17 protein-coding genes and 1 tRNA gene are annotated in these 18,523 nt (G+C 63.3%); 5 read left to right on the top strand and 13 right to left on the bottom strand.

Translation table 11 applies throughout. The features are described from left to right. Nucleotides 1-151: 151 nt before the first annotated feature. The 10 genes from AXW83_RS10805 to AXW83_RS10845 form a co-directional block, all read right to left on the bottom strand. Nucleotides 152-227, bottom strand: a tRNA-Ile gene (locus AXW83_RS10805). A gap of 138 nt (nucleotides 228-365) precedes the next feature. Next, nucleotides 366-2,777, bottom strand: a complete 2,412-nt coding sequence (locus AXW83_RS28100; RefSeq protein ID WP_066613240.1) for a methyl-accepting chemotaxis protein — start codon at nucleotides 2,775-2,777, stop codon at nucleotides 366-368. Nucleotides 2,778-2,817: 40 nt separating this feature from the next. Then, nucleotides 2,818-3,984, bottom strand: a complete 1,167-nt coding sequence (locus AXW83_RS10815; RefSeq protein ID WP_066613242.1) for an ABC transporter substrate-binding protein — start codon at nucleotides 3,982-3,984, stop codon at nucleotides 2,818-2,820. A 343-nt stretch (nucleotides 3,985-4,327) separates the two neighbouring features. Further along, nucleotides 4,328-4,672 (bottom strand): acyl-CoA thioesterase, encoded by a 345-nt coding sequence (locus AXW83_RS10820; protein WP_082767482.1) that lies wholly within the window; start codon nucleotides 4,670-4,672, stop codon nucleotides 4,328-4,330. 112 nt (nucleotides 4,673-4,784) lie between these two features. After that, a complete protein-coding gene (locus AXW83_RS10825; protein ID WP_066613251.1) occupies nucleotides 4,785-5,810 on the bottom strand; it encodes a methionine synthase in 1,026 nt (341 codons plus the stop codon). 234 nt (nucleotides 5,811-6,044) lie between these two features. Beyond that, nucleotides 6,045-7,415, bottom strand: a complete 1,371-nt coding sequence (locus tag AXW83_RS27030; protein WP_156639937.1) for a hypothetical protein — start codon at nucleotides 7,413-7,415, stop codon at nucleotides 6,045-6,047. Nucleotides 7,416-7,923: 508 nt separating this feature from the next. Beyond that, nucleotides 7,924-9,168, bottom strand: a complete 1,245-nt coding sequence (locus AXW83_RS10830) for an MFS transporter (RefSeq protein ID WP_066613253.1) — start codon at nucleotides 9,166-9,168, stop codon at nucleotides 7,924-7,926. A 158-nt stretch (nucleotides 9,169-9,326) separates the two neighbouring features. Beyond that, nucleotides 9,327-9,620 (bottom strand): HlyU family transcriptional regulator, encoded by a 294-nt coding sequence (locus AXW83_RS10835; RefSeq protein ID WP_066613255.1) that lies wholly within the window; start codon nucleotides 9,618-9,620, stop codon nucleotides 9,327-9,329. 75 nt (nucleotides 9,621-9,695) lie between these two features. Next, a complete protein-coding gene (locus AXW83_RS10840) occupies nucleotides 9,696-10,118 on the bottom strand; it encodes a secondary thiamine-phosphate synthase enzyme YjbQ (RefSeq protein WP_066620315.1) in 423 nt (140 codons plus the stop codon). Between the two features lie 18 nt (nucleotides 10,119-10,136). Next, on the bottom strand, nucleotides 10,137-10,748 hold the full coding sequence (locus AXW83_RS10845; RefSeq protein ID WP_066613257.1) for a LysE family translocator: 612 nt from the start codon (nucleotides 10,746-10,748) through the stop codon (nucleotides 10,137-10,139). A gap of 117 nt (nucleotides 10,749-10,865) precedes the next feature. Here AXW83_RS10845 and AXW83_RS10850 point away from each other — a divergent pair, with 117 nt between their 5' ends. Continuing rightward, nucleotides 10,866-11,210: an ArsR/SmtB family transcription factor gene (locus AXW83_RS10850; RefSeq protein WP_066613263.1), complete on the top strand. Its 345-nt coding sequence runs from the start codon at nucleotides 10,866-10,868 to the stop codon at nucleotides 11,208-11,210. Beyond that, nucleotides 11,207-11,689, top strand: coding sequence for an SRPBCC family protein (locus AXW83_RS10855; RefSeq protein ID WP_066613268.1), 483 nt, complete (start codon nucleotides 11,207-11,209; stop codon nucleotides 11,687-11,689). Before AXW83_RS10850 ends, AXW83_RS10855 begins: the two co-directional genes overlap by 4 nt. Nucleotides 11,690-11,742: 53 nt before the next feature. On the opposite strand, the gene rpoD is transcribed toward AXW83_RS10855, so the two are convergent. Continuing rightward, a complete protein-coding gene (rpoD, locus tag AXW83_RS10860) occupies nucleotides 11,743-13,794 on the bottom strand; it encodes an RNA polymerase sigma factor RpoD (RefSeq protein WP_066613270.1) in 2,052 nt (683 codons plus the stop codon). 207 nt (nucleotides 13,795-14,001) lie between these two features. After that, nucleotides 14,002-15,900, bottom strand: coding sequence for a DNA primase (dnaG, locus tag AXW83_RS10865; protein ID WP_066613274.1), 1,899 nt, complete (start codon nucleotides 15,898-15,900; stop codon nucleotides 14,002-14,004). Nucleotides 15,901-16,017: 117 nt separating this feature from the next. On the opposite strand from dnaG, the gene AXW83_RS10870 reads away from it, so the two are divergent. Both AXW83_RS10870 and AXW83_RS10875 read left to right on the top strand, forming a co-directional pair. Further along, nucleotides 16,018-16,293 (top strand): type II toxin-antitoxin system VapB family antitoxin, encoded by a 276-nt coding sequence (locus AXW83_RS10870; RefSeq protein WP_066613276.1) that lies wholly within the window; start codon nucleotides 16,018-16,020, stop codon nucleotides 16,291-16,293. Further along, the gene (locus AXW83_RS10875) at nucleotides 16,287-16,679 is read left to right on the top strand and encodes a type II toxin-antitoxin system VapC family toxin (protein WP_236841879.1); all 393 of its coding nucleotides are present in this window, start codon (nucleotides 16,287-16,289) and stop codon (nucleotides 16,677-16,679) included. The genes AXW83_RS10870 and AXW83_RS10875 overlap by 7 nt, the downstream gene beginning before the upstream one ends. A 20-nt stretch (nucleotides 16,680-16,699) precedes the next feature. Here the strand turns inward: AXW83_RS10875 and AXW83_RS10880 are convergent, their stop codons facing one another. Continuing rightward, nucleotides 16,700-17,161, bottom strand: coding sequence for a GatB/YqeY domain-containing protein (locus tag AXW83_RS10880; RefSeq protein ID WP_066613277.1), 462 nt, complete (start codon nucleotides 17,159-17,161; stop codon nucleotides 16,700-16,702). Between the two features lie 153 nt (nucleotides 17,162-17,314). On the opposite strand from AXW83_RS10880, the gene carA reads away from it, so the two are divergent. Then, entirely contained in the window at nucleotides 17,315-18,523 is a 1,209-nt protein-coding gene (gene carA / locus AXW83_RS10885; protein WP_066613278.1) for a glutamine-hydrolyzing carbamoyl-phosphate synthase small subunit, read from the top strand.

Raw genomic sequence — 18,523 nt, forward strand, 5'->3', positions numbered from 1 at the left:
CTATCTCGCGATCGACGAAGTCGATAATTCTGCGCTGCTCCTGGCTGAAGGGATCGTTTTCGGCCTCCACGCAGAACCGCCAATGAGTATGCGGTCGTCGTGTATGTCCACCCGCAGAATCCTGTCTGTAGCGCCTTGTTCTGGAACGAAATGGTGGGCCGGGCCGGACTCGAACCGGCACCGGCGCTGTTATGAGCAGCGAGCTCTAACCATTGAGCTACCGGCCCACCCTTCGCCTACCATCGCAGCCGACCGCCTAGCAAGCGCCAAAGGCCCGTAAGAACCGGCGATACTGACCCCGAATGACGACGACCCGCCGTCGCGAAGACGGCGGGCCGTGTAACGGGTCCGAATGGAAAGGCCGCTCAGGCCGCGCGGGCGATCTGGGTTTCGCCGCCATGCTCGGCGACATGGCCCTCGCGGAACTTGAAGCGGCCGATATGCTCGGTCAAGGCGCGGGTCTGCTCGTCGGTGAGAGCAAGCGCTGCGTTGGTTTCCTCGACCAGCGCCGCGTTCTGATGGGCCATCGTGCCGATGCCGTCGATCTCGGTGTTGATCGCCGAGACGTCGCTGGCCTGGCTCTTGGCTGTCTGCGAAATGCCGTTCATCAGCCCGGTCAGGTCGTTGACCGAGGAGACGATCGCTTCGAACATCGCCGAGGTCTCCTCGACGAGGCCAACGCCGACCTTGACGTCGCCATGGGCGGCCTCGACAAGCTTCTTGACGTCGTTGGAGGCATCGGCCGAGCGCTTGGCGAGGCTGCGCACCTCGGCCGCCACGACGGCGAAGCCCTTGCCGCTGTCGCCGGCGCGCGCCGCCTCGACAGCCGCGTTCAAGGCCAGCAGATTGGTCTGGAAAGCGATCTCGTCGATCATGGCGATGACCTCCGAGATCTTGTTGGAGGACGTCCTGATGCGCTGCATCGCCTGTAGCGCGGAGGCCACGACCTTCTCGCCCTGCTGGGCCCGGGCCTCGGCGCCCTCGGCCATGCCGGTGGCCTGGGCGGCCTCGGCTGCGGTCTTCCTCACCGTACCGGCGAAAGCGGTGAGCTGGTTGGTCGCCATCGAGACGGCGTTGCTCTCCTCGCTGGTGCGCTCGGCGAGATCGGTGACGCCGTCGAGAATCTCGCTGGTGGCGCTGCGAACCGCCGCCACCGTATCCGAAAGGCGGGCCAGCGTGCTCTCGAACTCGTCTGCGAGCCCGTTCGTGCCGGTCTTGAGGTCGGCGAAGGCGCCCTGATACAGCCCTTCGACGCGGGCCGAGAGATGGCCGGCCGAAAGCTCGGCCAGCACGTCGCAGGTCTCGGAAAGGCCGCTCTGCACGGTTTCCAGCAATTCGTTGACGGAGCCGGCGAGCGCATTCAGCTCCTCGTCGGCGAAGGTCGCGGCGACGCGCTGGCTGAAATCACCGGCCGCGGCGGCGCTGACCACGGCGCCGAAGGCGGCGCCGAGTTCCATCATCATGGCGCGGCGCTGCTCCAGCGCGCGCGCATCGTCCTCGACCTTGGCGGCTTCGGCGGCGCGCAGCGCCACCGCATTGTCGCGGAACAGCAGCACGCTCTTCGAAATATCCGCGATCTCGTCATTGCCCTTGGCATCGACGACGGTATCGAGCTGTCCGTCGGCGATGGCCCGCGTCGCGCTCCAGAGCCGGTTCAGCCGGCCTACGATCATCGGGCGGACATAGAACAGCGACAGCGCAAACGCGACCAACAGCGAGCCGATGCCCATGACGCCGAGCCAGGTCTTGCTCTGCGCGATCAGCGCGCTGGTCGATTCGGTCGCGGCGACGGCCTCGCCGCGCGCGCCCTTGACCAGCTTGTCGACCTCAGCGCGCAAAGTGCTCGCAGCGAGATCGATTCCCCGCAAACCGTTGCCGATGGCGTCCTGGGTGACGATGTCGCGCTGGCGCACCTCGACCACGCCGCTCGAGCCCTCGCCGATATCGATAACGGCGTTGATCGAGCGCACGCGGGCCTGGTTCGGTGCGATCTTTTCGGCCGCAGCCACATCCTTTCGGATTCGCTGGACGACCGCGTTGACGCGCTCGCGCGCCGTACCGAGGCGGGACTTATCGTCGATCTGGGTGACTTCGCGCATCAGCCCAATCAGTTCGTTGACCTGGGCTTCGAGCTTGCGAGCAAGGTCGAAGGCAGGGAATTCGCGTTCGCTGACCATCTGCAGCGCCTCGTCGAGCTGGGCACCGCTCAGGCCCTTGACGCTCTCGATGCCCATCACGACGTTGAACTGCCGCTCGTCGGCCTCGGCGCCGACCGACTTGGCGAACTCCTCGCGCGCCTTGGCAAGCTGATTGAGCGAGGCCTGCATCTCGGAGGCATTGCGCAACCGCTCGCCCGTCAGATCGTTGATATCGTTGATCTGGCGCGACAACTCGTCGACACTTTTCTGCACCGGCTTGATATCGACCTGGCCAACCACGCCGATCCGGCGGATCAGATCGAACTGCCGGGCTTCGATGGCATCGAGTTCGTTGGTCAGCTTCGCCCTTTGCTGCACGGTCTGGACGTTCATGAAGCGCGGCGCCAGCGCGGTCGACTGGGTGGCGGCCTGCGAGAGCTCCAGAGCGAGTTCCACAGTCGGCATCTTGCGCTCGACCATAGCTTGCACCGTCAGGTTGACCCGGTCATAGGAAAACCAGGCGACCAGCGAAGCCACGATCGTCAGCGCGGTCAGCAGGCCGAGCGCAGCATAGATTCGCGCGGCGATGCCGATCCGGAGCTTCGTGCGCTGGCGCGCGGGCTTGCTGGCCGTCTTCATCAGTCGTGTCTCCGGAGTGCCATGCGAAACGTGGTCGAGATCAGGACGTCAGCGACGCCACGGACTTGAATGTGCCGTCGGCACCGATGACGGTGAGGAAGACGTCGTCGGAGCCGCGATTGTCGTTGGGACCGAAGGCCAGCTTGAAGCCGCCGAGATCGTAGGAGCCGTTGGTCAAGGCTTCCATGAACGCCTTGCGCGACGCTGACGGGCCGGCTTTTTCAAGACCCGCGATCACGGTGCGGCCGACGAGATAGCCCTCCAGCGAGACAAAGCCGGGCTTCTTGTCCTTGGCGTCGCTGGCGGCGAGCGCCTCCTGATAGGCCTTCACCACCGGGATGGAGGCGTCGCTCGGAAGCGGCACGACCTGCGTGACGTAGACGCCCTTGCCCGCCTCCCCAAGTTCGGCTGCGAGCGCATCCGAGCCGACGAAGGAGATGTTCATGAAAGTCGGCTCGAACTTCACCTGCCGACACAGCTTGATGAACTCGGCGCAGGGCTTGTAGGGGCCGACCATCACCACGGCCTCGGGGTTGGCCTTGCGGATTTCCAGCAGTGCCGAACGAACAGCCACCGTATTGCGCTCGAAGGTGCCCTCGGCGACGAGGCTCATCTTGCGGGCGTCCATCGCCTTCTTGACGCCGGCAAGACCGGCGCGGCCGAAGGCATCGTCCTGGTAGAAGATCGCGATCTTGCTGAAGCCCCTGTCCTTGACCAGACGCTCGATCCAGACCTCGGTCTCCTGGAAATAGGATGCGCGGACATTGACCACATGCGGCAGATAGGGCTCGCGCAGGCCTTCGACACCGGTGAAAGGCCCGATGAAGGGCACGCCTGCCTCCTTGGCGATCGGATGCGTGGCCATCGAGGTCGGCGTACCGACCGGGCCCACCAGGGCAAAGACGTCTTTCGCGATCAGCGCTTTCGTGGCGTCGATCGACTTATTGGGTTCGTAGCCGTCATCCTGCGAGACCAGTTCGAGCTTGCGTCCATGGACGCCGCCCTTCTTGTTGACCTCGGTGAAGGCCGCGATCAGCCCGTCGCGCATGCCGAGCCCGAGCGCGCTGGCAGGCCCCTCGAAGACGGCCGCCTGGCCGAGCGTGATCGTGTCGGCCGAGACGCCGGCCTCGGCGAAGGCACGCAGCGGTAGCATGGCGATGGCGGCGGTGGATGATAGGCCAATCAGGACGGAGCGACGGCTGGTCATGGACGGATCCCCTGTGATTGTTTTTCATAGATCGCTTGAGCGATGACCTAATACTGCCGGTTTTCCACTTAAGAATGCTTTAAACGACCGCCCCGCTCTGAATCGCCTGCATAGTGGGCGGATTTACAGCTCGTTAATCTTCGAGAGCGGGGTGGATGAAAGGATGGTCGAGGCAAAGCAATCTTGTTGCTGCCCGACGTGGCGCACAGCACAGATATCTCCTGAGCAGCCGCTGCCGACAGCCAGCAGAAAGCTATTTGTCAGGGCAAACATCGGATTGGCTTCCGGATACGGCTGTCGCGGCGTAACCATGCCGAGGTGCTGGGATAAAGCCCGCCAGGGCTCAGCTATCCGCGGGCTTCGACACCGGGCGCGGCCGCCCCTCCTCGTCGATCGCGACGAAGGTGAAGGTCGCATCCGTGACCTTCTCATGCAGCGTGGTGCGGAAGCGCCGAGCCCAGGCTTCGACATGGATCTTCATCGAGGTTCGGCCCACGGACTCCACCTCGGTATAGACACTGAGCACGTCGCCGACCTTGACCGGCCGGATGAAGGTCATCGCGTCGACCGCAATCGTGACCACCCTGCCCTGCGCGCGATCGACGCCGGCGATGCCGCCTGCGGCATCCATGCGCGACATCACCCAGCCGCCGAAGATGTCGCCATTGGCGTTGGTGTCCGCCGGCATGGCGTTGATGCGAACCGTCAGGTTGCCGCGCGGCGCTTCCTCGGGTGTCAGGTCAGGCTCGGTCAATGAGTGTCCCCCTTCTTGGCGGTCGAGTTCTTGGCGGTCCAGAGCCTCAGGCCGCGCCAAGTTCCTTGCGCACCAGGGCGGCGCCCGCCGCCAGCGCCGCGAGCTTGCCATAGGCGACCTCGGAGGTCATCGGCGCGAGCCCGCAATTGGTGCAGGGGTAGAGCTTCTCGGGCGCCACGAAGGCGAGCGCCGCGCGGATCGTGGCGGCGACCTCCTCCCGCGTCTCGATCGCGTTCGAGGCGACGTCGATCGCACCGGCCAGCACGTCCTTGCCGTCGAGCAGCTTGATCAGGTCGAGCGGCACCTTGGAGTTGCGGCACTCCAGCGAAACTTGGTCGATCGAGCTTTTGGCGATCGCCGGGAAGGTCTGCTCGTAATGGCGCCACTCGGCGCCGAGCGTCGCCTTCCAGTCTATATTGGCCTTGATGCCGTAGCCGTAGCAGATATGGACCGCGGTCTTGACCGTCAGGCCCTGCGCGGCGCGTTCCAAGCAGGCAATGCCCCAGTCCGGAACCTCCTTCATATAGACATTGAAGGCCGGCTCATCGAACTGTATCACGTTGATGCCCAGCGCCTGAAGCTCAAGCGCCTCCTCGTTCAGCACCGCCGCGAACGCCATGGCGAGGTCTTCGCGCCGGCCATAATGCTCGTCAGCGATCGTATCGACGATCGTCATCGGCCCGGGCAGCGTGAACTTGAGCTTATGGGTGGTGTGGGAGCGCGCGGCCTGCGCCTCCATGCTGTGGACCGGCCCCTTGCGGCGGATTTCGCCCGTCACGGTCGGCACCTCCGCCTCGTAGCGGTTGTTGCGGATGCCCATGATCATCTTTTTGTCGAAGTCGATCCCGGCGAGATTGGCGAGGAAGCCGTGGACAAAATGCATCCTGGCCTGCTCGCCATCGCCGACGATGTCGATGCCCGCATCCTCCTGCAGCTTCACCGACAGGATCGTCGCATCGCGCCGGCCTTCCTGCAGGGCGACGCCCTCCAGCTTCCAGGGCGCCCAGAGCCGCTGGGATTCGGCAAGCCAGCTAGGCTTGGGCAGGCTGCCGGCGATGGTTGTCAGGAGCATGGCGTGTCCTCTGGAATCTTGTGTGGTTGCGCCGACTTCTGACGGGTCGCAGACCAGCGTCAAGCCCAACCAACGAGCCCAGCCGAAAGGAGGAAACCTCGATGACTGCGGCGCCGCCCATGATCTGCATCTCCCTGCGTTATGCCGATGCGGTGAGGATGTATGACTGGCTGATCGCGGCCTTCGCCTTCGAGAGGCACGCAGCCTCTTACTCAGAGGAAGGCAAATAAGACATCACAAATTCTCATCAGCCTCAATCATGCGAATGTATTTTTCGATCCACTTTAACTCAGGCGTATGCGAAGCGATGCTGAGCAAATTTTCTTTATTATCAATAAAAAAACTACGAAACGGCGCAAATCTTCTAGCATTTTCACTGAGCCAAGCGATCGGATCTTTTTCAAGAACATCATCAAATCTCGTTCCTAATGCACTTACGAAAGCCATAAATCTTGGGCTTTTCTTTAGACCTTCAACAGCAACTAGAGAAACGGGAGCCGCGGCAAGAACACCTGTTGGCCCCATCGCCAGATACCCTATCGTTGACGGCGAGGTTACAACGGCAGCTGCGACCAGCGGGATCATTACGTTTCGGACGCTTGCTAACCCATAAACCGCCCCTCGCTCAGGGTGGCTCCCCTCCGCCATCGCGCTAGCCGCGTCTACGACCGCGTCAGCTGCCGATTTTGTTGCGATATCGGTTCGGAGGGATATCGCAGCCGCAATATCTTTTGCGGCCTCTCTCAAAATCGCACGCTCAGCCCGATTCTTATCAAATAGCTGTGATTGATCAGCCAGCTCTTGACCTTCGCGGGTAGAGAGTATCATAGGACCATGCAATGTGAGGAGGCTCTCCAGAGCCGCCTTGGCAGGATCTTCCAATTCCGGAAGCATCCGGTCACCAATATCTCTCTGAGAGGCCTCAAATATATTTCTAATTATTACACCAACACCCCAAACTTCTCCCCAGGAAATATCAGACAAATTACTCTTATCAATTAAAGATATATATTTAATTATCGCATCAGAAAGCTCTCTAAATTGATTACCAGATAATCGACTAGATAGATCTTTTGCCGATTGTAGAACGATGGGGCAGAGTTTTTCCGTTCGATCAGAAAAATCGCCGCCGATGCGCGATTGATCGACGCTCATGCGATCGATGATATAATCTTCTCTTACCTCGAAGTGAGGCCCCACTCCCTGCGTCGGTATCTGATCTAAAATTTCACTATCATCATGATCAAAGTCGCCATTAGATAATTTTCCACCAAACCCGATAACGATATGAGCTGCCAAATTATTTATACTATCGGGACCGCCACTCCATTCAGCGTCACGAAAATTTGATATTGCGCTCATTATCTTATTGTGAGTAGCAAAATCGACGGTAAACGGGATGTACCCTCGTAATTTCCCGTCATACCATTCCACCCAAATCGACCAACTTGGGTCAATCTCAAGCAAATACCCTCTAAGCTCGCTCCAAAATTTGTGAAATGCAACACGCCCTTCGGAACGCGTCCAAAGCTCCGAAGACAGCAAAGAGTCAATATCTATCCGAGAATCAATTAGGAAATTGACGTCACTTTCGACCTGTAACATTGCCTCAGCGGCTATATTTCCCCTTATAGATCGAGCAGCAGAAGCAGATCGCTCAATAGCGGTGCTAGCAGAGCGAACTGAAGCGACATAAGCCCTTTCTGTAAAAGACGAGGCTTATGCGGCCGCCTGAGCAGACCATGTTATACGAAAGGTCGAATTAGCGGTATCCGAACCATATGGAGAAGAAAATCGATAATGACTATAGTGATGATATCTCTCTACATTATGCTCCGAAGAATATGCCCTCAAGAGATACGCAAATGTCGGAAGAACATGATTCTTTGCGGCTAGTGTTTTCTGGTCTGATTCATCAGACAGCCGTAGCTCGTGCGCGAGCAGTGGCAAAACACGGGCGGACGCCCGGATTGCGATTGCTGCGGACGCCCTTTTTCTTAAATGAAGGGGAAGTGTCTTAGCCCAACGGGAGAAGTCATGCTCGGTCTCGATGCGCACAGCAGTTCTCGATTCGCCACGAGATCAAAGTTTGCTCTGCCTAAATCAAAAAAGTCTACGCCACCACCGCCTTCCGCCGCGCCCGGAGCATCAGCCAGGCCACGATCGCCAGATTGACCAGGTTCCAGGCCATCCCGTTCAGGAACGCCATGCGGTAGGACGCGGAAGCATCGAAGATCGCACCCGAGATATAGCCGCCGAAGGCCATGCCCACGACCGTCGCCGACATCACGATGCCGATGCGCACGCCAGCCTCCTTGGCCGGAAGATACTCGCGGATGATCACCGCATACATCGGCACGATACCGCCCTGGAACAGCCCGAAGATGCCTGTGACGATGTAGAGCGAGGTCAGCCCGTCGAACCAGAGATAGAGGAACAGCGCCAGCCCCTGCATCAGCGAGCCGAGCGCCAGCGTCGCCGCCCCGCCGATCCTATCGGCAACGAAGCCCGACCCGACCCGGCTGATGATGCCGAGCCCCAGCATCAGCGACAGCATCTCGGCGCCACGCGCCACGCCATAGCCGAGGTCGCCGCAATAGGCGACGAGATGGACCTGCGGCATCGCCATGGCGACGCAGCAGCAGAAACCCGCGACGGCGAGCAGCCATTGCAGCTGTGTGGCGCTGAGCCCGAGATCGCCGCGCGCGCCCGCACTGGCCGCCTCGTCGGCAGCCAGATGCGCGGCCGAGGGCCGGCGCCGGAAGAACAGCGCCAACGGCAGCATCACGGCCAGCGCGACCAGCCCGATCCCGATATGCGTCGCGCGCCAGCCATGGTTCGCCAGGCCCCACGTGATGACCTGTGGCCAGATCACACCGGCGAGATAACTGCCAGATGCGCCGAAGACCACGGCGAGCCCGCGATGCCGGCGGAACCAGTGCGAGAGATCCGCAATCAGCGGCGCGAAGCCCGCCCCGCAGCCGACGCCGATGAGCAAGAGGTGCACGAGTGCGAATTGCCAGAGCGTCTGGGCGAAGCCGGCCAGCATGTAGCCCGCCCCGAGCAGCACCGCGCCGAGCACGATCGGCACGACGATTCCGTAGCGGTCGGCGATGCGCCCCATCGCGATGTTGCCGAAGCCGAAACCGAGCATGACGCAGGTATAGGGCAGCGACGCGCCCGCTCTCAGCGTACCGAACTCGGCCTGTACCGTGGGAAGCACGACCACGACCGACCAGGTACCGACGCAGGCGACCGTGCCCAACAGGAGCGACAGCGCGAGCCGCAGCCAGGCATAGGATGAATCAGGTGCGAAGCGCGCGGCATCCTGCGCGTCGGACAGGGATTGGGCAGCCATGTTTCCTCGCGACGTCGTCTTCTGGAGCGACGTTCTGATGCAGGATTAGGCGGCGGCAGAAGGCGCGGCAAGCGCGCCGGCCGCAGGGCGGAACGGCGTTGGCGACGGACCCCGGCACAGGCATTCGTGAAGGCGGCGCGACCCTGAAGCGGCCGGGCTTATCCTCTTGTCGGCTTGAACAGCGTATCGCCCTGTTGCTCGATGATCTGCTGCGCCTTGACGAGAGTGAAATCCGCAGCCTCATCGGCACCCGGAAATCGATCGGCCCGGACGAAGCGATGGCTCATCACCTCTCCGTCGATCTCCTTCTCGATCACCCCGCAGAGCTGGTATTGCCCACCCTCCTGATAGGGGGTCGCATGGATCGTATAACCGTTATGGTCCAGCGTCTTGAGTGGGCCGGCGGGCGCAGCCGGCCCTTTGCGGCCGAAGAGGGACTTCAGGAAGGACATGGCGGAACTCCGTCGGGCGGCAGTTTAAGGTCTCGCGAGAGAGGTAGCGCCCGTGGCGCCCACTGCCAAGCCGCGTCAGCCGGCGAGATGCAGCGCGATCTCGCGCCGATGCGGCCGGCGTCTGTGTTCGAACAGATAGATGCCTTGCCAGGTCCCCAGTGCCAGCCGCCCGCCCATGATGGGGATCGACAGCGACACCGGCAGCAGCGCCGCCTTGATATGGGCCGGCATGTCGTCTGGCCCCTCCGCCCGATGCGTCAGATAGGCCATCGCGGGATCGTCGGCCCCCGGCGCCAGCCGGGAGAAGAACGCATCCAGGTCGCGCTGGACGTCCGGGTCGGCATTCTCCTGGATGAGCAGCGAGCAGGATGTATGGCGCAGGAACAGCGTCAGCAGTCCTGCGCCGACGGCGGCCTCGCGCACGAATGCGGCTACGCGATCGGTCACCTCATTCAGGCCAGGCCCGCTTGTCTGCGTCGTAAGGATGGCCTGACGGATCATGCCCCAAGCCCCCGTCTAGCGTTCCGATAAAGCGAGCTTGGCGCCGAGCGCCACGAAGGCCGCCGCAAAACTTCGGCGCAGCCAGGCCATGACCGCCGGCCGACCAACGACCTTGTCGCGCATCGCGGCGGCAAACAGGCCGTAAAGAGCGAAAACGACGAATGTCATCGCCATAAACGCGCCTGACAATTCCAGCATCCGCATCAGCGGCGCTGCCTCCCCGGCCGAGATGAACTGCGGCAGGAAGGCGACAAAAAAGATCGACAGCTTCGGATTGAGCACATTGACCGCGATGCCATCGACAAGCACGCGCCAGCCCGAGCGCGGATCGGGCGCTGCATCGACCTTGAGCGCGCCGTGCTCGCGCAGCGTCTGCCACGCCATCCAGAGCAGATAGGCGACGCCGGCATATTTGACGATCTCGTAGGCAAGCGCACTGGCATGGAGCAGTGCCGCCAGCCCCATCATCGCCGCCATGAGATGGGGCACGATCCCGAGCGTGCAGGCAAAGGCCGCGAGGACGCTTGCCCGCCCGCCACGCGCGAGCCCGGCAGCGATCGTATAGAGCGCGCCGGTGCCTGGCGAAGCGACGATGATCAGCGAGGTGATCAGGAAGTCGGTTGTCATGGCTGCATCCACGTTGGCGATGCGGAAAGGCCGCAGAAGGCCATGGCTATGTGCACACCGTCAAGCGCCGAAACTTAGCCATTGACCTAACCAAAACGCGTCGGTAAACCTAGCCACATGGCTAACCTTTCGACCGATCTCGACCACACCTTTCGCGCCCTGTCCGACCCCACCCGCCGTGCGGTCGTCGCGGCGCTGGGGCGCGGTCCGGCCTCGGTCAGCGAGCTCGCAAGACCGTTCGAGATGGCCCTGCCGACCTTCCTGCAACACCTCAAGGTGTTGGAAGAAAGCGGACTGATCGCGACGCAAAAGGTCGGCCGCGTGCGCACCTGCACCCTCGACCAACAGCCCTTGGCCCAAGCCGAGCGTTGGCTCGACGACCAGAAGACACTCTGGACGAAGCGTCTGGACCAGCTGGACGCCTTCGTTCTCCAACTCAAGAATCGGGAAGACGCCCCATGACAAACCTGCCGACCTTCAGCTTCGATCCCACGCTCGATCTCGAACTCGACCGCGTGGTCGATGTTTCCCCACGCCTGCTCTGGCGCGCCTGGACCGAGCCGCAACTGCTGATGCAATGGTTCTGCCCGCTGCCCTGGAAAACGACGGCCTGCGAGATCGACCTCAAGCCCGGCGGCAAGTTCCACACCGTGATGGAGGGCCCGAACGGCGAGCGCCACGACAACACCGGCTGCTTCCTCGTCGTTGTGCCGGAACAGCTCCTCGTCTTCACCGATGCGCTCGGCCCCGGCTGGCGCCCGACGGGCTCGGCCTTCATGACCGCGACCGTCAGCTTCGAAGCGCAAGGCAGCGGCACCCGCTACATCGCCCGCGCCTTCCACAAGGACGACGCCACCCGCAAGCAGCACGAGGAGATGGGCTTCCAACAGGGCTGGGCGACGGCGCTGGATCAGTTGGTGGCGCTGGCGAAGGGGCTGTGATCGACAGCTTCCGGCAGAACGAAAAAGGCGGGCCTCGCAGCCCGCCTTGATGATCAATTATCCAGGAAGCTCCTGAGCTTCCGGCTCCGGCTCGGATGCTTCAGCTTCCGCAGCGCCTTCGCCTCGATCTGCCGGATGCGCTCGCGCGTCACGCTGAACTGCTGCCCGACCTCTTCGAGGGTGTGGTCGGTGTTCATGCCGATGCCGAAGCGCATCCGCAGCACGCGTTCTTCGCGCGGGGTGAGCGAGGCCAGAACGCGCGTCGTCGTCTCGCGCAGATTGCTCTGGATCGCCGCATCGATCGGCAGGATCGCGTTCTTGTCCTCGATGAAGTCGCCGAGATGCGAATCCTCCTCGTCGCCGATCGGCGTTTCGAGCGAGATCGGCTCCTTGGCGATCTTGAGGACCTTGCGAACCTTCTCCAGCGGCATGGCGAGCTTTTCGGCCAGCTCCTCCGGGGTCGGCTCGCGGCCGATCTCGTGCAGCATCTGGCGCGAGGTCCGCACGATCTTGTTGATCGTCTCGATCATATGGACCGGGATGCGGATCGTGCGGGCTTGGTCGGCGATCGAACGCGTGATGGCCTGCCGGATCCACCACGTCGCATAGGTCGAGAACTTGTAGCCGCGGCGGTACTCGAACTTGTCGACCGCCTTCATCAGGCCGATATTGCCTTCCTGGATGAGATCCAGGAACTGCAGGCCGCGGTTCGTGTACTTCTTGGCGATCGAGATCACGAGACGCAAGTTCGCCTCGATCATCTCCTTCTTGGCCTGCCTGGCCTCGCGCTCGCCCTTCTGGACCATCAGCACGATCTTGCGGAACTCCTGGATTTCCAGGCCGGTCTCCGAGGCGAGCGTATGGATCTCGTCGCGCAGGCTCTTGATCCGGTCGAGTTCCGCTCCGACGAAGTCGCGCCAGCCGCGCGATCCCAGCTTGGAGACGCGCAGCACCCATTTCGGATCGAGCTCGCCGCCTACATGCTGCTTGAGGAAGTCCTCGCGGCCGACGCCATAGCTCTCGGCCAGCCGCAGCAGGCGGGTCTCGTGGCCGATCAGGCGCTTGTTGATGTCGTAGAGCTGCTCGACCAGCGCCTCGATGCGGTTGTTGTTCAGCGAGAGCGACTTCACCGCGGTGATGATGTCGTCCTTGAGCTTCTTGTATTTGCGGTCCTGCGACGGCGAGAGCTTGGTGTTCTCCAGCCGGTTGGCGATGTCCTGGTCCTGCAGGCGGCGCAGCTTCTTGTAATTGTCGGCGATCGAGTCGAACGTCTCCAGCACGCGCGGCTTGAGTTCGGCTTCCATCGCCGAAAGCGAGACGTTGTTTTCGATGTCGTCGTCGTCGAGATCCGACGGCAACTCGCCTTCAGGTACCTCACCCTCGGCGGCCGCGCCCTCGGCCGGAGTACCGGGCACGCCGGGCTCTGCCCCTTCGCCGCCCTCGCCCGGCAGTTGCGCCGGGTTCTTGCCGTCAGGGCCGGCATAGGTCGCTTCGAGATCGATGATGTCGCGCAGCAGCACCTTGGCGTCGTTGAGCTCGTCGCGCCAGATGATGATCGCCTGGAAGGTCAGCGGGCTCTCGCAGAGACCTGCGATCATCGCCTCGCGGCCGGCCTCGATGCGCTTGGCGATGGCGATTTCGCCTTCGCGGGAAAGCAGCTCGACCGAGCCCATCTCGCGCAGATACATCCGCACCGGATCGTCGGTACGCTCTGTCGGCTCGAGATTGCGCTTGACCTCGACGGGCAGCGCCGAGCGCTGCGTCTCGGCGAGTTCGCCGCCCTCGGGCTCTTCCTCGTCGCCGCCCGCGCCGGTGCGCGCGGCTGCGCGCTCCTCGCCGGAGGCTTCGGGGTCTTCGTTGTCGACAACGTTGATGCCCTGCTCGCTGAGCTGGCCGAGCACGTCCTCGATCTGCTCGGAGGAAAACTCCTCCGAAGGCAGAACCTCGTTCAGTTCGTCATAGGTGACATAGCCGCGCTTCTTCGCGAGCTTGATCATCCGCCTTACGGCCTGATCGGTCAGATCGAGCAACGGTCCATCGGAAGTCGGGGGGGCTTCCGGTGCGACCTGGTCGGTCTTTTCCCGTTCGCTCGCTTTCGTCGCCATCAATCAGCGCTCCGCATTCGCGCGTCCGGGCCGGCTCCGGAAGAAGCCACATACGGACGCATAAAAGGGCGACGCGGCCGCTGGTCCGGCGCGCTCACCCCACCCAAATCACCTCAGGCCACATGGCGCCGGTCATCGTTGATGAACCGTAAACCATCTTGAACCGGTGCGCATGATGATGACGGCGGGACCCCGAATGTCAGGCCGTCAATCTCCGGACATCGCTTCGGTCCCCTCGATCGTCTCGAGGCGAGCCTTGACGTCCTTGATCCAGGCGAAATTGGCTTCGGTCGCTTCGTCAGCCAATGCGCGCTCGGCTGCCTTCAACTCGCTATGTAGCGTCCGCGCGCGATGATGCAAGACGATAGCCTGACGAATCGAGTCGAAAACCGATTCAGGATCAGCCGCTTGCACGAGTTTGAGCCGCTCGGCTGGGCCCGTCACGGCCATCAAATGAGCTTGCGCCTCCTGCACGCGCGGTTGCTCCAGCCGGTTCGCCAGCGCCTCCTCGTCGAGAACGCCGTCATCGGCAGCGTCGAGCAACGCCTGCCGGAAACGCTCGGCCGCGGTACCGTCGAGCGACAGTTCTGAAATTTCGTCGGCACAGCGCAGGATCAGATCGGGATGGCTCGCCAGCGCCAGCAGGATAAAGGCCTCGCGCGCATCCTCGCCCCGTCCGCGCGCCATGATCTTCGTCCGGGTGAGCTGGCTCGACGCCTTCAGCAGGCCGCTGGCCCACGGCGCAGGCGCGGCCTGCCAACCACCCCGCCCACCGCCGCGTTTTTGTCCGCCGCGCTGGAAACCGCCACCACCGCGCTCGGCACGCGCTGGCGCCGCGCTGGCGAAAAGCTGCGCCAGCCGCTCGTCCATCTCGCGGCGGTAATGACGCCGCGTCGCCTCATCCTTGATCTGGCCCAGCGGCTCCTTCAGCCGACGCTCGAAGGCCGCGCGACGCTCCGGCGTGTCGAGCGGCCCGGCCTCGACCTCGCGGTTCCACAGCATGTCGACGAGCGGGCGCGCCGCCTCCAAAACCTCGGCGACCGCAGCCTTGCCCCCCGAACGCGCCAGATCGTCGGGATCCTGCCCATCGGGCAGCGTCGCGAAGGCGAGCGATTTTCCCGGCTCCAGCATCGGCAGCGCGAGGTCGATCGCACGACTGGCGGCCTTGCGCCCGGCCTTGTCGCCGTCGAGGCAGATCACCGGCTCGTCGGCCATGCGCCAGAGCAGCCCGAGCTGGTCCTCGGTCAGCGCGGTGCCGAGCGGCGCGACCGTCTGCGGGAAACCCGCAAGCGTCATCGCTATCACATCGACATAGCCCTCGACGACGATGACCTGCCCGGTGTCGTGCGCGCCCTTGCGGGCATTGTGGTGATTGAACAGCAGATGGCCCTTGTGGAAGAGCGGCGTCTCCGGCGAGTTGAGATACTTCGCAGCGACTTCCGAACTCATCGCCCGTCCGCCGAATGCGATCACCCGCCCCCGCGTGTCGTGGATGGGGAACATGATGCGATCGCGGAAGCGGTCATAGGGTACGGCGATCTCCTCGCCATGCACCAGCAGTCCCGCCTCCATCATCAACTCGGCCGAGACGCCCTTGCCGGCAAGATGATCACGCAGGGCAAACCGGTCCGGCGGCCCATAGCCGATCCGGAACAGCTTTCGCGCCTCGCCTTCGAGCCCCCGCCCCGAGAGATAGCGCCGGGCGCCCGCGCCTCGATCGCCTGTCAGCTCCGCCTCAAAGAAACGCGCCGCCAGCTCCACGACCTCATGCAGGCCCTTGCGGCGCTCCTCCTGCGCCTGCGCCTCGACCGTGACCTTGGGCAGCGCGACGCCGGCCTCCGAAGCCAGCCGCTCGACCGCCTCGGGGAAGGACAGCCCTTCCGTCTCCATCACGAATTTGAAGATGTCGCCGTTCTTGCCCGACGAAAAATCGAAGAACGAGCCCTTCTGGTCGTTGACGAAGAAGGAGGGCGTCTTCTCGGCGTTGAAGGGTGACAGCCCCTTCCATTCCCGGCCCGACTTGGCCAGCCGCACGCGCTTGCCCACGACCGCCGAAACCGGCAGCCGTGCCTTGATCTCTTCGAGAATGGAGGGCGGGAACTTCATCGGTTTCTATGTGGGCGCAGCCGCGGCGAAAGCCAATCGAGGATGTGGCAGGAGGCCGGGTTGTTGGCGCAATCCACAGCGCCATGATAAAGAAAGCGCGGCAAAAGGAAGAAAGCCATGGCCCTCAACATCAAGGATCCCGAGACCGAGAAGGCCGTGCGCACGCTGGCCAAGCGTCGCGGTCTGACGCTGACACAGGCCGTGCGCCAGGCGGTCGATGGCGAACTCGACAAGGATGAGTTGTCCGACGAGGAGAAGGCGCGGCGGATTGCCGAGAGCAAACTCTGGTTGGCGGAGTTCTACAAGAAATACGACATCAAGCCGGCCGAGAGGTCCATGACCAAGCAGGAAATGGACGACATCATTGGCTATGATGAGAACGGCATGTGGTGAAGATCGTCATCGACAGCTCGGCCGTCATCGCGATCCTGACGCATGAGAGCGATGCCGAGGCCCGGCTCGCGCAGCTGGTTTCAGCATCCGGCCGCTGCATGTCGGCGGTCAATGCTCTGGAGACCCGCATCGTTCTGGAGATGGGCAAGGGAGGCGATCCCGAACGCTTCGACGATCTGCTGAGCAGATGGCAGATCGACATCGTCCCCTTCGACGCCCCTCTCTCCGACCTCACTTTCGAAGCCTATCGCCGCTTCGGCAAGGGCCGCCATCCCGCCAGGCTCAACATGGGCGACTGCGCCGCCTATGCGCTGGCGAAGGCGCGCGGCTGGCCGCTGCTGTTCAAGGGCGAGGATTTCTCGCAGACGGATATCGAGCGGGCCTGAGCCCGCCCGATTGTCGTGGCTCAGCCGCTGAGCGCCGTCTTCACCAGCCCGCTCGCCTTGCCGAAATCCATCTGGCCGGCATAATTCGCGCGCAGGATCGCGATGACCTTGCCCATGTCCTTGACGGTCTCGGCGCCGCTCTCGGTGACGGCGGCGGCAATGGCGGCCTTCACCTCGTCCTCGGACATCTGCTTGGGCATGTAGCCCGAGATCACCTCGACCTCGGCGCGTTCGCCCGCCGCCAGTTCCGGGCGGCTGTTGGCATCGTAGATGGCGATCGACTCCTGCCGCTGCTTCACCATCTTCTGCAGCAGGGCGAGGATTTCGTCGGGCGTCGTCTCGGGTTTCCCGAGGCCGCGCGCCTCGATGTCCTTGTCCTTCAGCGCCGAGGTGATCAGGCGGATGGTCGAGACCTTGCCCTTCTCGCCGGCCTTCATCGCCTCCTTGAGGTCGGCCGTGAAGCGCTCGCGCAGGCTGGTCATGATGATCGTTCCCTTTTATCCGCAGGCTCTGAACCCGCTTCGATTGACGGCGCGGGGGCGCGTCTTTAAGGCTCGCGCTCCAGATGGCGCGCAGCAAAAACCGCGGCCGCACACGCATTGCCGCGCTCACGCGGCCTGGACCGAGACATAGACATGACCGCTTCCGAAGGAAACCCCGCTGACGGCGGCTGGACCGAACCGCGCGCCACCGCGCTCCTCGTGCTGGCGGACGGCACGGTGCTGGAGGGCTTCGGCCTCGGCGCCACGGGCGAGGCGCCGGGCGAGCTCTGCTTCAACACGGCGATGACCGGCTATCAGGAGATCCTGACCGACCCGTCCTATGCCGGGCAGATCATCACCTTCACCTTCCCGCATGTCGGCAATGTCGGCGTCAACGACGACGACACCGAATCGGTCAATGCCGCATCCTCCTCCGGCGTGCGCGCCGTCGTGCTTCACGCTGCCATCACCGAGCCTTCGAACTGGCGGAGCAGTCGCCATTTCGATGCCTGGCTGAAGGCGCGCAACATCGTCGGCATCAGCGGCGTCGACACCCGGGCGCTGACTGCGCTGATCCGCGACAACGGCATGCCGAACGCCATCATCGCCCACAGCCCCGACGGCGTCTTCGACCTGCCCCGACTCAAGGCGCTCGCCGCCGGCCTGGCCGACATGGCCGGCCTCGATCTCGTACCGCTCGTCACCGCGTCCCAGCGCTATGACTGGGACGAGACGCCCTGGGTCTGGCCCGCAGGCTATGGCAAGCGCGAGGATGCGGCCCACAGGGTCGTCGCGATCGACTACGGCATGAAGCGCAACATCCTGCGCCTGCTCTCCCGCGCCGGTTGCGAGGTCACGGTCGTGCCCTCGACCGCCAGCACCGAGGACATCCTGGCGCTGAAGCCCGACGGCATCTTCCTCTCGAACGGCCCCGGCGACCCGGCCGCGACCGGCGAATATGCCGTGCCGGTGATCAGGGACCTCCTGGACAAGAAGATCCCGACCTTCGGCATCTGCCTCGGCCACCAGATGCTGGCGCTCGCCATCGGCGGCCAGACCCTGAAGATGAAGCAGGGCCATCACGGCGCCAATCACCCGGTGCAGGACAAGACCACCGGCAAGGTCGAGATCGTCTCGATGAACCACGGTTTCGCGGTCGATCCCGCCTCGCTACCGGCCCACGCAGTCGAGACCCATGTCTCGCTCTTCGACGGCTCCAACAGCGGCATCGCGCTGACCGACCGCCCCGCCTTCAGCGTCCAGCACCATCCGGAAGCGTCGCCCGGCCCGCAGGACAGCCACTATTTGTTCCAGCGCTTCGTCGAGATGATGGACAAGGAGAAGGCGAAGACGGCGGGCTGA

Source organism: Bosea sp. PAMC 26642 (assembly GCF_001562255.1).
In the GTDB taxonomy this organism is placed as follows: Bacteria; Pseudomonadota; Alphaproteobacteria; order Rhizobiales; family Beijerinckiaceae; genus Allobosea.

Bases quoted from the DNA above. Each gene is read 5' to 3' on its own strand.
- AXW83_RS28100 (WP_066613240.1), bottom strand. From the start codon at position 2,777: ATGAAGACGGCCAGCAAGCCCGCGCGCCAGCGCACGAAGCTCCGGATC.
- AXW83_RS10815 (WP_066613242.1), bottom strand. From the start codon at position 3,984: ATGACCAGCCGTCGCTCCGTCCTGATTGGCCTATCATCCACCGCCGCC.
- AXW83_RS10820 (WP_082767482.1), bottom strand. From the start codon at position 4,672: ATGCCGGCGGACACCAACGCCAATGGCGACATCTTCGGCGGCTGGGTG.
- AXW83_RS10825 (WP_066613251.1), bottom strand. From the start codon at position 5,810: ATGCTCCTGACAACCATCGCCGGCAGCCTGCCCAAGCCTAGCTGGCTT.
- AXW83_RS27030 (WP_156639937.1), bottom strand. From the start codon at position 7,415: ATGTTACAGGTCGAAAGTGACGTCAATTTCCTAATTGATTCTCGGATA.
- AXW83_RS10830 (WP_066613253.1), bottom strand. From the start codon at position 9,168: ATGGCTGCCCAATCCCTGTCCGACGCGCAGGATGCCGCGCGCTTCGCA.
- AXW83_RS10835 (WP_066613255.1), bottom strand. From the start codon at position 9,620: ATGTCCTTCCTGAAGTCCCTCTTCGGCCGCAAAGGGCCGGCTGCGCCC.
- AXW83_RS10845 (WP_066613257.1), bottom strand. From the start codon at position 10,748: ATGACAACCGACTTCCTGATCACCTCGCTGATCATCGTCGCTTCGCCA.
- AXW83_RS10850 (WP_066613263.1), top strand. From the start codon at position 10,866: ATGGCTAACCTTTCGACCGATCTCGACCACACCTTTCGCGCCCTGTCC.
- AXW83_RS10855 (WP_066613268.1), top strand. From the start codon at position 11,207: ATGACAAACCTGCCGACCTTCAGCTTCGATCCCACGCTCGATCTCGAA.
- rpoD (WP_066613270.1), bottom strand. From the start codon at position 13,794: ATGGCGACGAAAGCGAGCGAACGGGAAAAGACCGACCAGGTCGCACCG.
- dnaG (WP_066613274.1), bottom strand. From the start codon at position 15,900: ATGAAGTTCCCGCCCTCCATTCTCGAAGAGATCAAGGCACGGCTGCCG.
- AXW83_RS10870 (WP_066613276.1), top strand. From the start codon at position 16,018: ATGGCCCTCAACATCAAGGATCCCGAGACCGAGAAGGCCGTGCGCACG.
- AXW83_RS10880 (WP_066613277.1), bottom strand. From the start codon at position 17,161: ATGACCAGCCTGCGCGAGCGCTTCACGGCCGACCTCAAGGAGGCGATG.
- carA (WP_066613278.1), top strand. From the start codon at position 17,315: ATGACCGCTTCCGAAGGAAACCCCGCTGACGGCGGCTGGACCGAACCG.